We start from the raw sequence: 13,821 nt of genomic DNA, 5'->3' as shown, positions 1-13,821 counted from the left end.
CGATACGAAATCGGAAAATGTCTGATTACTTCTTCTTATTTCTATTGTTGGTGTTGCCGCCAGCATTGCGTTTGCGACGATCTGCTTCGCTTCCGCCGCCACCGCCTTCACCACGAGGTGCTCCACCATCACGGCCACCGCCTCTGCGATCTCTTCCGCCACGGTCATTGCCACCACGATCATTTCCGCCAGATGCACTTCTTTCTGCTCTGTCAGACGCCGCAGTTGCCGCGCTTGGAGTCAAATCTCTCTTGCCGTAAAGCTCTCCTTTGAAGATCCATACTTTAATACCGATTTTTCCGTAGATCGTTTGTGCCTCAGAGATTGCGTAATCGATGTCAGCTCTCAATGTATGCAAAGGAATTCGTCCCTCTTTGTATTCCTCAGTACGGGCCATTTCGGCTCCACCAAGACGTCCAGCAAGACGGATTTTAATTCCCTGTGTTCCAACCCGCATAGCCGAAGCGATTGATTGCTTCATCGCTCTACGATAGGAAATACGAGCCTGAAGTTGTTGAGCGATTGCTTCGCCTACCAATTTCGCGTCGATCTCAGGACGTTTGATCTCATAAATGTTGATCTGAACGTCTTTGCCTGTGATCTTTTTAAGCTCTTCTTTGATTTTATCAACCTCGCTACCACCTTTTCCGATTACAATACCCGGACGGGCAGTGTGGATGGTCAATGTGATACGTTTCAGTGTTCTTTCAATAACTACTTTTGAGATCGATCCTTTTGGGATACGTGCTTTGATGTAGTTACGGATTTTTTCGTCTTCAACTAATTTATCAGAGAAGTCTTTTCCTCCATACCAACTTGACTCCCATCCTCTAACAATTCCTAGTCTCAGACCTATAGGATTAACCTTTTGTCCCATTCGATATAGATCGTTTTACTTATGATTCGGTGATTACTGATTCTTTGTCTGCGCTTACGATAGAAGCAGAAGCATCGTCAATCACAATTGTGATGTGGTTCGAACGCTTACGGATTCTATGTGCTCTTCCTTGCGGTGCAGGGCGCAAACGCTTTAACATACGTCCACCGTCAATAAATACGGTTTTGACAATAAGATCAGCGTCTTCCAGCTTCGCATCTTCATTCAGTTGTTGCCAGTTAGCAACTGCAGAAAGCAAAACTTTATGCAAAACCGGTGAAGAAGCTCTCGGTTGAAACTTTAATAGTGCCAACGCCTTGCTGACCTTTTGTCCGCGAATCATGTCGGCTACCAACCTCATTTTGCGAGGAGAAGTAGGCACATCTTTTAATATAGCTCTTGCTTCCATGTTCTTTCAGATATAGGCTCGTTCCTGTAAGAGAACCAGCTATCGTCGACTAATTATTTTCTACCTTTATCTTTTTTTGCTGTGTGGCCACGGAAGTTACGTGTAGGAGAAAATTCTCCCAGTTTGTGACCAACCATATTTTCAGTTACATAAACTGGAATGAACTTGTTTCCGTTATGCACTGCGAATGTATGCCCGATAAAATCCGGCGATATCATTGAGCGTCGTGACCAGGTTTTGATTACTGATTTCCGAGAGGCGCTGTTCATCACAGTCACTTTGTTCTCAAGACGAAAATCGATATATGGTCCTTTTTTTAATGAGCGTGCCATGTTATACTATTATTTTTTACGACGGCTGATAATCAATTTCTCAGAATGCTTGTTGCGATCACGAGTCTTAAGTCCTTTAGAGAACTGTCCGTTTCTTGATCTAGGCTGGCCCCCTGATGAGCGACCTTCACCACCACCCATTGGGTGATCGACTGGGTTCATTGCAACACCACGAACGCGTGGGCGGCGACCTAACCAGCGACGACGACCTGCTTTGCCTAATGCAACATTCATGTGACTTGCATTAGAAACTGTTCCAACTGTTGCGATACAAGTTGAAAGTATCATACGCATTTCGCCAGAAGGCATTTTCAATACAGCGTATTTTCCTTCTCTCGCAACAAGCTGAGCATAAGCTCCTGCGCTACGTGCAAACTGACCACCTTTACCAGGAGTCAACTCGATATTGTGAACGATTGTACCAATTGGCATAGAACCTAATGGAAGCGCATTACCAACTTCCGGTGCTACTGAACTGCCAGAAACAATTACTTGTCCCACTTTCAGTCCGTTTGGAGCAATCACATATCTTTTTTCTTCGTCTTCAAACTGCACCAACGCAATGCGCGCTGAACGGTTTGGATCGTATTCAATTGAAATTACTGTGGCTGGTGCATCGAAACGATTTCTTTTGAAATCAATCACACGATACTTTCTTTTATGCCCGCCACCAATATGTCGCATGGTCCTGTGTCCCTGGCTATTACGACCACCTGTTCTTTTGATGGTTTCCAGAAGACTCTTCTCAGGTTTCGCCGTTGTGATCTCCTCGAATGTAGGAGCGGAGCGGAAACGCTGACCAGCACTTGTCGGTTTTAATTTTTTAACTGCCATTTGCTATTAACTCGTCAAAGATTTGAATCGCTCAACTATTCTTATGCTTCACCGTAGATATCGATGATTTCACCTTCAGCTACCGTTACGATAGCCTTTTTGATAGTTGAAGTTTTTCCACTTACAAACTTACCACCCGATGTACGGGATTTGCTTTTTCCAATGCTGCGCATTGTGTGAACGCTTTCTACGGTAACCCCGAACAGTTTCTCAATAGCCTTTTTGATCTCTACTTTATTAGAAGTAAGGGACACTTCGAAGGCATATTTTCCTTGACCACCCTGAGCCGTTACCTTTTCGGTTATAATCGGACGTTTCAGTACACTCATGATTATTTGTTCAATTGGGTTTCCAAAATAGACAGAGCAGATTCACTTATCAAAAGACGGTCTGCATACATCAGGTCATACGTGTTGACCGCGTCCACTGTCGTAACTCTTGCTTTTGGAATGTTACGGCTTGACAGATATACATTGCTGTCAACAGATGGAAGAATAAGGAGTGTTTTGGTGTTCACTAATGCAAGTGAATTCAAAACATTCAAATAAGATTTAGTTTTTGGCGCATCAAATGAAAATGCTTCAAGAACTGAAATCGAATCAGATTTCGCTTTTGCAGAGAAAGCTGACTTACGAGCCAAAACTTTAACTTTTCTATTGATCTTGAAACCGTAGTCACGAGGTCTTGGTCCGAATATACGACCACCACCTACAAACACCGGAGATTTAATGCTACCAGCACGAGCTCCACCAGTTCCTTTTTGTTTCTTGATCTTACGTGTAGAGTGATTAATCTCTGCACGTTCTTTTGATTTGTGTGTTCCCTGACGTTGGTTAGCCAAGTATAACTTCACATCGAGATAGATCGCGTGCGTATTAGGTTCGATGCCAAAAATTTCTTCAGACACACTTACCTTCTTGCCGGTATCTTCTCCTTTTATATTTAATACGGACAGTTCCATCGGTGCTATTTCTCAATGATTAGAAATGAATTCTTTGAACCAGGTACAGAGCCACTAACAACCAGAAGGTTCTGCTCAGGGATCACTTTCAGAATACGTAAATTCTGAATTTTTACACGATTGTTACCCATGCGTCCACCCATACGAATGCCTTTAAATACACGTGATGGGAATGAACAAGCACCAATCGAACCTGGGTGACGCGCTCTGTTGTGCTGACCGTGTGTCTGACCACCAACCCCTGCGAAACCGTGGCGCTTTACAACACCCTGGAAACCGCGGCCTTTGGCAGAACCAACTACGTCAACAAACTCGCCTTCTTCAAAGATATCCGTAACAGATAATGAAGTTCCAAGTTCATGTTCCACTTCGAATTCCTTAAACTCAACCACTTTTTGTTTGGGAGTTGTACCGGCTTTCTTGAAGTGGCCAATCATAGGCTGGGAAGAACTTTTCTCCTTCTTTTCACCAAAACCTAACTGAATAGCTTTATAGCCATCCTTTTCTTCGGACCTAACTTGTGTGACAACACAAGGACCAGCTTGAATTACAGTACATGCCAGAGCCTGCCCGTCAGCATTGTACAAACTAGTCATTCCGATTTTCTTACCAATTAAACCAGACATGTTTTGAAATTAAAATTAGCAGGTAAAGACCCTTATTCTTTAAAACGGACTGCAAAGGTATGAAATCAAATTCACGCATCCTAGCAGCCTTAAAATATTTCTCGCTGATAATCAGCAAAAAAGGTCAGATGAATTGAACCATCTGACCTCATTTTTGAGAACTGACGAATGATGCATTAAATGCACGAAAATTCGGCTGTTTTCTGAGCTCAGATGTGGTTTCCGGAAACGGACCTTCATCCAATTTATATCTTTGGCTTAACTGAATAAGCCCTTATTACTATACTTTAATCTCTACGTCAACACCGCTTGGCAATTCAAGCTTCATCAGTGCATCAACAGTTTTTGCACTTGTAGAGAAAATGTCTACCAAACGTTTGTAAGTACAAAGCTGGAATTGCTCACGTGACTTTTTATTAACGTGTGGAGAACGAAGAACAGTGAATTTCTCAGTCTTGGTTGGCAAAGGAATTGGACCGCTAACGATAGCACCAGTTGCCTTTACAGCTTTAACGATTTTCTCCGCTGATTTGTCAACCAAATTGTGGTCGAATGAGCGAAGTTTGATACGGATTTTTTGATTCATCTTATTTTATTATTTCCGGTTCTGAGAACACTTGAACGAAACGAGTTTCGACAATCCACAGGCGAAAGAACCATTTACTTCGCCAGCTTCTATATAAAAATGATCCGTTACCAGCGGCGCTGATAGCGGATCAGATCAATTTATGCTTTAACTAAACCTTTTGCTTTTTCAATTACGCTTTCTGCGATGTTGTTAGGAACGATCTCGTAGTAAGCGAATGTCAAAGAAGCAGTTGCGCGACCAGATGACATTGTACGAAGATCAGTAACATAACCGAACAATTCAGAAAGAGGCACATCACATTTGATAACCTGAGCACCATTACGCGAATCCATTCCTCTCATCACACCGCGACGACGGTTAAGGTCACCTGTAATCGGTCCAGTGTATTCATCAGGCGTAAGCACTTCAACGTGCATAATCGGCTCCATCAATTTTGAACCTGCGTGACGCGCAGCTTCTTTGAAACCAATTTTCGCTGCAAGTTCAAATGATAGTGCATCTGAATCGACGTCGTGGAAAGATCCGTGGAAAATACGCACTTTCATCGAATCCAAAGGATATCCTGCAAGTGCACCATTTGACATAGATGCTTCAAAACCTTTTTGAATTGGAGCGATAAATTCACGAGGAATAGTACCACCAACAATCTGATTCACAAACTGCAAACCTGTTTTTGGTTCTTTGCCTTCTTCATTATCATCACGTGGCCCAATTTCAAATACGATATCGGCAAATTTACCACGACCACCTGTTTGTTTCTTATAAACTTCACGGTGCTCGTAGTTCTTAGTAAGAATCTCTTTGTAAGCAACCTGTGGAGCTCCTTGGTTTACTTCTACTTTGAATTCACGACGCATACGGTCGATAATGATTTCAAGGTGAAGCTCGCCCATTCCTTTGATGATCGTCTGACCTGTTTCTTCGTTACTTTCAACTTGCAACGTAGGATCTTCTTCGATCAATTTAGTAATTGCTTTTGAGAAGTTATCGCTGTCAGCAGCTTTCTTAGGCTCGATAGCGTAACCAATTACCGGCTCAGGGAACACCATTGATTCAAGAACGATTGGGTTCTTCTCGTCAGATAATGTATCTCCTGTCTTAATATCTTTGAAACCTACAACTGCACCAATATCACCCGCTTCAAGACGATCAATTTGATTTTGCTTGTTAGCGTGCATTTGGAAGATACGAGAGATACGCTCTTTGTTTCCTGAACGGTTGTTCAAAACATAAGAACCTGAATCAAGATATCCTGAGTAAGAACGGATAAAGCAAAGACGTCCTACATAAGGGTCAGTTGCAATTTTAAACGCTAGTGCGCAGAAAGGATCTGAATCCGTTGGCTGGCGAGAAATCTCATTTCCAGTCCGAGGATCAGTTCCGATGATGCTTTCACGATCTTGTGGTGAAGGCAAAATAGCCATCACGTAATCAAGCATCGTTTGAACACCTTTATTTTTGAATGAAGAACCGCAAACCATAGGAACGATTTTCATGCTAATCGTTGCTGCACGCAAAGCTGCTAGAATTTCGTCTTCTGAAATTGAAGTAGGATCTTCAAAATATTTTTCCATCAAAGTGTCGTCGAATTCGGCAACAGCTTCAAGCAATTTTTCTCTCCACTCAGTTGCTTCTTCAAGCATATCATCAGGAATAGGAACTTCTCTGAAAGTCATTCCTTTGTCTTCTTCATTCCATTCGATACCACGGAAGTTAACCAAGTCAACTACGCCACGGAAAGTATCTTCAGCACCGATAGGCAATTGAAGAGGAACAGCGTAGCTTCCAAGCATTTCTTTAACCTGCGTACAAACTTTCAGGAAGTCTGCACCTGAACGGTCCATTTTATTTACGAAACCGATACGGGCTACATTATAGTTGTTAGCCAGACGCCAGTTTGTTTCAGACTGAGGTTCAACACCGTCAACTGCACTAAAAAGGAATACAAGACCATCCAATACACGAAGAGAACGGTTTACTTCAACTGTGAAGTCAACGTGTCCCGGTGTATCGATAATGTTGATATGATATTTTTCACCACGGTAATTCCAGTCAACTGTTGTTGCAGCTGATGTAATAGTGATACCACGCTCCTGCTCCTGTTCCATCCAGTCCATTGTAGCTGCACCATCATGCACTTCTCCAATTTTGTGGCTTACCCCTGCGTAATAAAGGATACGCTCCGTTGTGGTTGTCTTACCCGCATCAATGTGCGCAGCAATACCAATGTTTCTTGTTAATCTTAGATCACGTGCCATGACAAATGGTGATGTGTTATTTTATATTCGATGTGCAATTCACTCAGAAGCAATTTGAACTCAAAGAGGACGGCGAAAACGCACTACTTCCAAAAATTCAGAGCGCAAAAGTATAAATTGTTGATTATAAAAACAATTATGTAAAGGTTAAATTTCAGAAAAATCTCAAATAAAAAATCGGAAGCCCGGGTAAACCGAACTTCCGACTGTATTCAATATTCTGCAACTACTAGAATCTAAAGTGCGAGAACGCTTTGTTGGCATCTGCCATACGGTGCGTATCATCTTTCTTTTTAACAGCAGCTCCTTCACCCTTTGCAGCGGCAATGATCTCACCAGCAAGACGGTCAACCATTGTTTTTTCTCCACGCTTACGGGAATAGTTGATCAACCATTTCATTCCCAAAGACTGCTTACGCTCAGGACGAACTTCGGTTGGAACCTGGAAAGTAGCACCACCTACACGACGGCTTTTCACTTCCACAGATGGAGTTACATTGTTCAATGCTTTTCTCCAGGTTTCAAGACCGCTTTCGCTAGTCTTCTTCTCAACTATTTCCAATGCATCATAGAAAATAGTGAATGCAATGCTTTTCTTTCCTTCGAACATCAGGTTGTTAACGAACTTGGTTACCTGAACGTCCCTGAACTTTGGATCAGGAAGGATATATCTTTTCTTTGGTTTCGACTTTCTCATTTTAACTTAAAATTTTACACGAGGTTTCGTTTTGCAACTTATTCACCCAGGCCAGCAGCCTGGATTACTTCCCTTTTATCAGATTAATTCCTTAATAAAAGCAGAGAGAGTTACTTTTTATTTCTTTTTACCTTTTGTTGGTGCTGCTGCAACTTGTCCTGGTTTTGGACGCTTAGCACCATATTTCGAACGACGTTGCTTACGGCCGTTCACACCAGCTGTATCCAATGCACCACGGATAATGTGGTAACGCACACCTGGCAAATCCTTAACACGACCACCGCGGATCAAAACGATCGAGTGCTCTTGCAAGTTGTGGCCTTCACCCGGGATGTAGGCATTCACCTCCTTGTTGTTTGAAAGACGAACACGGGCAACTTTACGAAGCGCTGAGTTCGGTTTTTTAGGCGTTGTCGTGTACACCCTGGTGCACACTCCCCTACGCTGAGGGCAAGAATCCAAAGCCGGTGACTTTGATTTCCATGTAATGGTCTCTCTACCTTTACGGACTAATTGTGAAATAGTTGGCATTTAACAAATTGATTTTGATCTGGTTAATGCACCAGTCTATTGTTTTGAAAACAGTTTTCCCGAAAAATCGGACTGCAAAAGTAACAGTCCTACATTGATTTACAAAACGTTACTTTCTTTTTTTCCAAAAACCATTTGAACAAATAAGCATTGTAATGCCAAAATGCAGGACGAACATGCTTATATTGCTCAGCGCATCCCTGCCAAACGATTAACAGGCTTGATTTTAGCCCAAAGAAGAATAAATAAAAATCTTAGCCTCTCATATCCGGAATTTTATTTCCAAACGTTGTTTATTAGTATTGTTTATCAAAAACCCAGTGTGCGCGTCAAATCATTTGATTTTATACTTTACATTATGAAACTTTCCCGGCGTTACTTTACCCTCATAGTTAGCCTCTTTACTATATGTGCTTATTTATCTGGCTGTAACTCAGCCATGCAGGCCTATAAAGACGGGCAAAAGAAATTTGAAAACGGTGAATATGATCTGGCTATAAAAGCATTTGAAAAGGCTGCCGTTGCGAATATAGAGCCTGTACAAACCGATTATCTGATTGCCGAATCCTATCGCTTGTCCAACCGTTTCAAAGAATCTATTCCTTTTTATAAGAAAGCCATTGACGCCGGTATCAATAAGCCTGATGCCCGGTTTCAGTATGCCTATGCATTGAAAACGGCTGGCCAGTATGAAGAAGCGTCCAACCAGTTTGCTTCCTATGCCAAGGACACTGCCGGCGTTCAAAGTTTGCAGGACAGAGCATTGCGCGAAGTTGAGATTCTTAAAATTGCGGATCGCTTGCGTACAACAAAGATGGAGGTTGAAGCCAAAGCAATCCCGCTCAACACGCCCGGATCTGAATTTTCACCGACAATATTAGGTAACGAACTTGTTTTTTCTTCATCCAAAAAAGAAAAGGTCTACAAAAATAATGGCCAGCCTATGCTGGGCCTTTACAAAGTTTCGGTTTCGGAAGATGCGGGTGCTACACAAGGCACGCCGGTTTTGCTGAGCAATGATATTTTTGAGGCGGATGCTAATGAGGCTTCACCCGCATTTTCTCCGGACGGAAAGACATTGGTGTTTGCACGCGGCAACACAGGTAAGAAAAACGGCGCTGTGGATGTAGATCTGTATTTAAGCCGCAATGTGAACGGACAGTGGACTACGCCCGCCATTTTACCTATCAACGATTCACTAGCCTGGGACGGTTCGCCTGCTTTTTCCCGCGACGGCAAAACATTGTATTTTGCTTCAAACCGTGCTGGCGGCGCAGGCGGCATTGACCTTTACCGCACCAATATGGATGCATCGGGCCGGTTTAGCAAGCCTGTAAATATGGGTAAGGACATTAATACAGCTGGTGACGAAATGTTCCCTTATGTGGCCGAAGGCGGAAAGCTCTATTTTGCTTCTGACGGCCATCCTGGGCTCGGAAAGCTTGATCTTTTCTCAGCGACGCGCACGCAGGGCGTTATTTCGATTGAAAATTTAGGTTTGCCCTTTAATAGTCCTCAAGATGATTTTGGGCTTGTGTTTTATAAAGACTTGAACAAAGGTTTCTTCTCGTCCAACCGCGAGGGTGGCAAAGGAGACGACGACATTTATTATTTCTCCGGCCCGGAGGAAGAGGATAGCACTACGGTGGCTAAAAACAACGACCCGAACGATCCTTTAAATCCTAACAACCCGAAATACATCAATGGCAAGCCAAAGGTTGTAAGATACTTCCTGGCTGGAAATGTGATCGCCAACGGAACATCGACGCCGATCGATTCTGCAGTCATTCGCATTCTGCCAGACACTTCTGATACTGAAATTGCGCAGTTGCCTTCCAATTCAGAAGGAAAATTTGGCAAACAGCCTGTTGAAGAAGGCAAGTCATACAGCCTTTTGGTTCAGCGCAAAGGATATATCAGCAGACGCGAGCCATTTTCGATGGACGGTCGTTCGATTCCTCCAATCTTCCTGACAAAAGAATTAACCGACACCACATTCAATGTGACAATTAAGCTCGATAAGCTGGAATTGAACAAGACATTTGTTCTCGAGAACATTTATTACGATTTGAACAAATACAACATTCGCCCGGATGCGGCCATTGAGCTGGATAAGCTCGTGCAGATCCTGAAAGATAATCCTACGATGAAAATCGAGCTGAGCTCTCATACGGATGCGCGTGCAACGGACGCCTATAACATGACGCTTTCACAAAACAGGGCAGAATCGGCCGTGACTTATCTCAATACAAAAGGAATAGATGCCGACCGGATGGTTGCCAAAGGTTATGGCGAGCGCGAACTCATCATTCCGAATGCCAAAACCGAGGAAGAACACCAGCGCAACCGGAGAACGGAATTCACGATCCTGAGTTACTAACATTTGCCAAATATTATAGAAGCCCGGTCCCGGCAATGCCCTGGACCGGGCTTCTTTGGTTATGCCCAGGTTCAAATTTTGTATGTTTGTATTTTTAATATTCGATTTTCAGATTATTTAGTTAGTATTAATGGCTCAGCGAATCATCTATTGGTTTAGAAATGACCTGCGTTTACGCGATAATGAAGCACTTTTTTCTGCTGTCGCATCAGCAAGTGAAATTGTACCCGTTTACGTTTTCGATCCCCGGCAATTCGATAAGACAAGATTAGGCTTCCGCCGCACAGGCGCCATGCGGGGACAATTTTTAATCCAGTCCGTCGTCGACCTCAGGAACCGTTTAAGACAAAAGGGAGGCGATCTCTTGATACGCATAGGCGAACCCGAAAAGATCATCGCGCGTCTTGCAGAAGAATACAATGCCGAATATGTTTATACGAGCAAAGAAATCGCCCCGGAAGAAACGCGCATCGAATCTTCCCTGAGCAAAAATCTCAAAACGGTTAACATTGACATTAAGCTCTTCTGGATGGATACGCTGATGCATGCCACGGCATTGCCGTTCCCAATTGCAAAGCTTCCAGCCAACTTCGTTTCTTTTTCAACGCGAATTGAGAATGCCCTGAAAGTAAAAGAACCGCTTCCCGAACCCGGAAAAGTAACATTACCGGCTGATTATGACGCGGGCCCCATCCCGATCCTGGCACAAATAGGCGTTGATCCCAATGAAATGGAAAATGCCGATGAACAAAATATCAGCCAGGGAGGTGAATCTGTCGCATTAACAGTGTTGGAAAAATATCTGGCCGACTATATAAAGGAAGGAAAGAGCTACGAAAGTGCCGATCCGCTTACCGATACGCGTCTGTCGGACTGGCTTTCGTTGGGCTGCATTTCCGCCAGATACATTTACTCTCAGGTAAAAAAAGTGCAACCAGCTGACGCGGAAGATGTTGCGATGCTCGAAAACCTGCTTTCACGCGACTATTTCCACTGGACTTTGCTGCGTTTTGGGCCGAGAATGTTCAAGCCGAGCGGTGTACAGCACCAGTTTCTCCGCCGCTGGCAAAATGACAATGCATTATATGAAACCTGGACGAACGGGCAGACAGCTGATTCTCAGGTAAACACATTGATGAAAAAGCTTAAACAAACCGGCTTCTTGACCTCCGACGAGCGCACCCTATGCGCCGATTATCTGGTGAATGTGCTGAATGTTGACTGGACCTGGGGGGCGATGTATTTCGAAAGTCACCTCATGGATTATGAAGGTTCCGTCAACTGGGGACGCTGGAATAATATTGCTGGTGTAGGAGAAAACTGATGCCAAAGGGTCAAAATTGTGGAAAAAACCTATTATCCGGTAATAAGTGTGTACAAAATCCGCCTCGACCCGGTCATGTAGTTTTTCTAAAGGATTTTGCTAGCTTTGGGCAACTTTGAAGTAAATTCATTAACTCTAAACTGAATATAAAATGTCAAAAGGACTCATTGCCGTTATTGTCGTAATTCTTATTTTCGGATTCGTTGGCTGCGGTAAATATAATGGCCTGGTAAGTAAAGACGAGGTTGTAAAAGAATCATGGGCGAAGGTGGAAAGCCAGTATCAGCGTCGCGCGGACCTTATTCCGAACCTGGTAAGCACTGTTAAGGGAGCCGCGGATTTCGAGAAAGGAACATTAACAGCCGTAATCGAGGCGCGTAGCAAGGCAACACAAACTACTATTAATGCAGGAGATCTTACGCCGGAAAACATCGCGAAATTCCAGGGCGCACAAGATCAGTTGAGTGGAGCACTGTCCCGACTGCTTGTAACGGTTGAGCAATATCCGCAACTAAAAGCAAATCAGAACTTTCTTGATCTTCAGGCGCAGTTGGAAGGGACTGAAAACCGCATCACGGTAGCCAGAAACGATTTCAATACGGTTGTGAAGGATTACAACCAGGAAGTGCGCACATTCCCTAACAATCTTTTTGCAGGCATCTTCGGGTTTTCTCAAAAGGGTTATTTCACAGCGGCAGCTGGTTCGGACAAAGCTCCAACCGTGCAATTTTAGAAAAGCACATTGGTTCTTAAGTACTAAAACCAGATCATCATGGCCACAGATCCACTCTTTTTTAATGAAAAGGAGCAGCAGCTTATCATTGAAGCAATTCAGCAAGCTGAAAAACAAACATCCGGCGAAGTAAAGGTGCATATCGAAAAGAAATGCCCTAATCCGGATGTGATAGAGCGGGCTAAGGAAGTCTTCCTTTTTCTGAACCTTGATAAAACAGCAGAACAAAACGGGGTGCTTTTTTACCTGGCATATGAAGACCGTAAGTTCGCTGTTTTAGGAGATAAAGGAATTGATGCGAAGGTTACCGCTGATTTCTGGAATAGTACAAAAGATCTTCTCCGGCAATATTTTTCAAACGGGCAGTATTCGGAAGGGCTTGCAAAAGGAATCGCAGAAGCCGGTTTTCAATTGAAAAAGCATTTTCCCTACCAATCTGGCGACATCAACGAACTACCGGACGATATTTCGTTCGGGCACTGATCTATGAAGAAAGCCCTCATTATTTTTTGTCTGATCTGCTTCACATTCCTACGTGTGGCAGCGCAGGATATACCCAAAAGGCCCAATCCTCCTCGGCTGGTGAATGATCTTGCCAATCAGCTTAGTGCAAGCGAAGAGGCACAGCTGGAACAGAAACTCGTCGCCTACAATGACTCCACTTCCTCGCAGATTGTGATCGTTATTGTGCCTACAACTGGTGACTACCCATTGGCGGATTATGCATTGAAGCTTGGCCGGGAATGGGGTGTCGGACAGAAAGACAAAGACAACGGAATCGTGCTGCTATGGGCGCCCACAGACCGCAAAGTGTACATTAGTACTGGTTATGGGCTGGAAGGTGCCATTCCCGATGCCATTGCCAAAAGGATCATTTCACAGGTGATCACGCCCAAATTCAAAAACAGTCAGTTTTATGAAGGTTTGGATGAAGGCGTGGACATGATTTTCAAATACGCGACCGGCGAATACAAAGCCGATCCCAAACAGGCTAATGACGACGAATCATCCTCACCATTGCTGATCTTCGTAATCATATTTGTCGTGATTATGATCTTCATGTTCCGAAACCGTAATAATGGTGGCGGCAGAGGCGGACGCGGCGGTTTGGGCGGATTTGGCGGACCGATCATTTGGCCATATACTACCCATTCCGGGGGAGGAAGCTTTTCCGGGAACTGGGGCGGAGGTGGCGGAGGCGGAGGTGGTTTTGGAGGATTCGGAGGGGGAAGCTTTGGTGGCGGAGGCGCAGGAGGAGACTACTAAGTCG

General features: G+C 43.9%; 16 protein-coding genes. 5 read left to right on the top strand and 11 right to left on the bottom strand.

All coding sequences use genetic code 11. The features are described from left to right. Window positions 1–25: 25 nt before the first annotated feature. From rpsC to rpsL, 11 genes are all read right to left on the bottom strand, one after another. Window positions 26–877, bottom strand: a complete 852-nt coding sequence (gene rpsC / locus L0660_RS00965) for a 30S ribosomal protein S3 (RefSeq protein WP_035361634.1) — start codon at window positions 875–877, stop codon at window positions 26–28. A gap of 19 nt (window positions 878–896) precedes the next feature. Further along, window positions 897–1,286 carry a 50S ribosomal protein L22 gene (gene rplV / locus L0660_RS00960; protein ID WP_235156873.1) on the bottom strand — a complete coding sequence of 130 codons (390 nt, stop codon included), beginning with the start codon at window positions 1,284–1,286 and terminating at the stop codon, window positions 897–899. 53 nt (window positions 1,287–1,339) lie between these two features. Then, window positions 1,340–1,618, bottom strand: coding sequence for a 30S ribosomal protein S19 (gene rpsS, locus L0660_RS00955; RefSeq protein WP_026631233.1), 279 nt, complete (start codon window positions 1,616–1,618; stop codon window positions 1,340–1,342). Between the two features lie 9 nt (window positions 1,619–1,627). After that, window positions 1,628–2,452 (bottom strand): 50S ribosomal protein L2, encoded by an 825-nt coding sequence (rplB, locus tag L0660_RS00950; RefSeq protein WP_026631232.1) that lies wholly within the window; start codon window positions 2,450–2,452, stop codon window positions 1,628–1,630. Window positions 2,453–2,493: 41 nt separating this feature from the next. Further along, entirely contained in the window at window positions 2,494–2,781 is a 288-nt protein-coding gene (gene rplW, locus L0660_RS00945) for a 50S ribosomal protein L23 (protein ID WP_025764313.1), read from the bottom strand. Between the two features lie 2 nt (window positions 2,782–2,783). Continuing rightward, a complete protein-coding gene (rplD, locus tag L0660_RS00940; protein WP_233795148.1) occupies window positions 2,784–3,413 on the bottom strand; it encodes a 50S ribosomal protein L4 in 630 nt (209 codons plus the stop codon). A 5-nt stretch (window positions 3,414–3,418) separates the two neighbouring features. Continuing rightward, window positions 3,419–4,039, bottom strand: a complete 621-nt coding sequence (rplC, locus tag L0660_RS00935) for a 50S ribosomal protein L3 (protein WP_026631229.1) — start codon at window positions 4,037–4,039, stop codon at window positions 3,419–3,421. A gap of 280 nt (window positions 4,040–4,319) precedes the next feature. Further along, complete coding sequence (gene rpsJ, locus L0660_RS00930; RefSeq protein ID WP_026631228.1) at window positions 4,320–4,625, bottom strand: 30S ribosomal protein S10; 306 nt, start codon at window positions 4,623–4,625, stop codon at window positions 4,320–4,322. A 140-nt stretch (window positions 4,626–4,765) separates the two neighbouring features. Beyond that, entirely contained in the window at window positions 4,766–6,886 is a 2,121-nt protein-coding gene (gene fusA, locus L0660_RS00925) for an elongation factor G (protein WP_235156872.1), read from the bottom strand. Between the two features lie 229 nt (window positions 6,887–7,115). Then, on the bottom strand, window positions 7,116–7,583 hold the full coding sequence (gene rpsG, locus L0660_RS00920) for a 30S ribosomal protein S7 (protein ID WP_026631226.1): 468 nt from the start codon (window positions 7,581–7,583) through the stop codon (window positions 7,116–7,118). Between the two features lie 117 nt (window positions 7,584–7,700). Then, window positions 7,701–8,114: a 30S ribosomal protein S12 gene (gene rpsL / locus L0660_RS00915; RefSeq protein ID WP_026631225.1), complete on the bottom strand. Its 414-nt coding sequence runs from the start codon at window positions 8,112–8,114 to the stop codon at window positions 7,701–7,703. A 439-nt stretch (window positions 8,115–8,553) separates the two neighbouring features. Here rpsL and L0660_RS00910 point away from each other — a divergent pair, with 439 nt between their 5' ends. The 5 genes from L0660_RS00910 (at window position 8,554) to L0660_RS00890 (ending at window position 13,817) form a co-directional block, all read left to right on the top strand. After that, window positions 8,554–10,494 (top strand): OmpA family protein, encoded by a 1,941-nt coding sequence (locus tag L0660_RS00910; RefSeq protein WP_235157369.1) that lies wholly within the window; start codon window positions 8,554–8,556, stop codon window positions 10,492–10,494. Window positions 10,495–10,624: 130 nt separating this feature from the next. Next, the gene (locus L0660_RS00905; protein ID WP_235156871.1) at window positions 10,625–11,818 is read left to right on the top strand and encodes a deoxyribodipyrimidine photo-lyase; all 1,194 of its coding nucleotides are present in this window, start codon (window positions 10,625–10,627) and stop codon (window positions 11,816–11,818) included. A gap of 151 nt (window positions 11,819–11,969) precedes the next feature. Further along, complete coding sequence (locus L0660_RS00900) at window positions 11,970–12,551, top strand: LemA family protein (protein ID WP_026631223.1); 582 nt, start codon at window positions 11,970–11,972, stop codon at window positions 12,549–12,551. Window positions 12,552–12,590: 39 nt separating this feature from the next. Next, on the top strand, window positions 12,591–13,034 hold the full coding sequence (locus L0660_RS00895; protein ID WP_235156870.1) for a TPM domain-containing protein: 444 nt from the start codon (window positions 12,591–12,593) through the stop codon (window positions 13,032–13,034). Window positions 13,035–13,037: 3 nt separating this feature from the next. Further along, complete coding sequence (locus L0660_RS00890; protein ID WP_235156869.1) at window positions 13,038–13,817, top strand: YgcG family protein; 780 nt, start codon at window positions 13,038–13,040, stop codon at window positions 13,815–13,817. Window positions 13,818–13,821: the final 4 nt, after the last annotated feature.

Source organism: Dyadobacter sp. CY351 (genome assembly GCF_021502625.1).
Classification (GTDB): Bacteria; Bacteroidota; Bacteroidia; order Cytophagales; family Spirosomataceae; genus Dyadobacter; species Dyadobacter chenhuakuii.
Note: the sequence above shows the minus strand (reverse complement) of the source record. Positions and strands in the feature narration are given on the sequence as shown.

Bases quoted from the DNA above. Each gene is read 5' to 3' on its own strand.
- rpsC (WP_035361634.1), bottom strand. From the start codon at position 877: ATGGGACAAAAGGTTAATCCTATAGGTCTGAGACTAGGAATTGTTAGA.
- rplV (WP_235156873.1), bottom strand. From the start codon at position 1,286: ATGGAAGCAAGAGCTATATTAAAAGATGTGCCTACTTCTCCTCGCAAA.
- rpsS (WP_026631233.1), bottom strand. From the start codon at position 1,618: ATGGCACGCTCATTAAAAAAAGGACCATATATCGATTTTCGTCTTGAG.
- rplB (WP_026631232.1), bottom strand. From the start codon at position 2,452: ATGGCAGTTAAAAAATTAAAACCGACAAGTGCTGGTCAGCGTTTCCGC.
- rplW (WP_025764313.1), bottom strand. From the start codon at position 2,781: ATGAGTGTACTGAAACGTCCGATTATAACCGAAAAGGTAACGGCTCAG.
- rplD (WP_233795148.1), bottom strand. From the start codon at position 3,413: ATGGAACTGTCCGTATTAAATATAAAAGGAGAAGATACCGGCAAGAAG.
- rplC (WP_026631229.1), bottom strand. From the start codon at position 4,039: ATGTCTGGTTTAATTGGTAAGAAAATCGGAATGACTAGTTTGTACAAT.
- rpsJ (WP_026631228.1), bottom strand. From the start codon at position 4,625: ATGAATCAAAAAATCCGTATCAAACTTCGCTCATTCGACCACAATTTG.
- fusA (WP_235156872.1), bottom strand. From the start codon at position 6,886: ATGGCACGTGATCTAAGATTAACAAGAAACATTGGTATTGCTGCGCAC.
- rpsG (WP_026631226.1), bottom strand. From the start codon at position 7,583: ATGAGAAAGTCGAAACCAAAGAAAAGATATATCCTTCCTGATCCAAAG.
- rpsL (WP_026631225.1), bottom strand. From the start codon at position 8,114: ATGCCAACTATTTCACAATTAGTCCGTAAAGGTAGAGAGACCATTACA.
- L0660_RS00910 (WP_235157369.1), top strand. From the start codon at position 8,554: ATGCAGGCCTATAAAGACGGGCAAAAGAAATTTGAAAACGGTGAATAT.
- L0660_RS00905 (WP_235156871.1), top strand. From the start codon at position 10,625: ATGGCTCAGCGAATCATCTATTGGTTTAGAAATGACCTGCGTTTACGC.
- L0660_RS00900 (WP_026631223.1), top strand. From the start codon at position 11,970: ATGTCAAAAGGACTCATTGCCGTTATTGTCGTAATTCTTATTTTCGGA.
- L0660_RS00895 (WP_235156870.1), top strand. From the start codon at position 12,591: ATGGCCACAGATCCACTCTTTTTTAATGAAAAGGAGCAGCAGCTTATC.
- L0660_RS00890 (WP_235156869.1), top strand. From the start codon at position 13,038: ATGAAGAAAGCCCTCATTATTTTTTGTCTGATCTGCTTCACATTCCTA.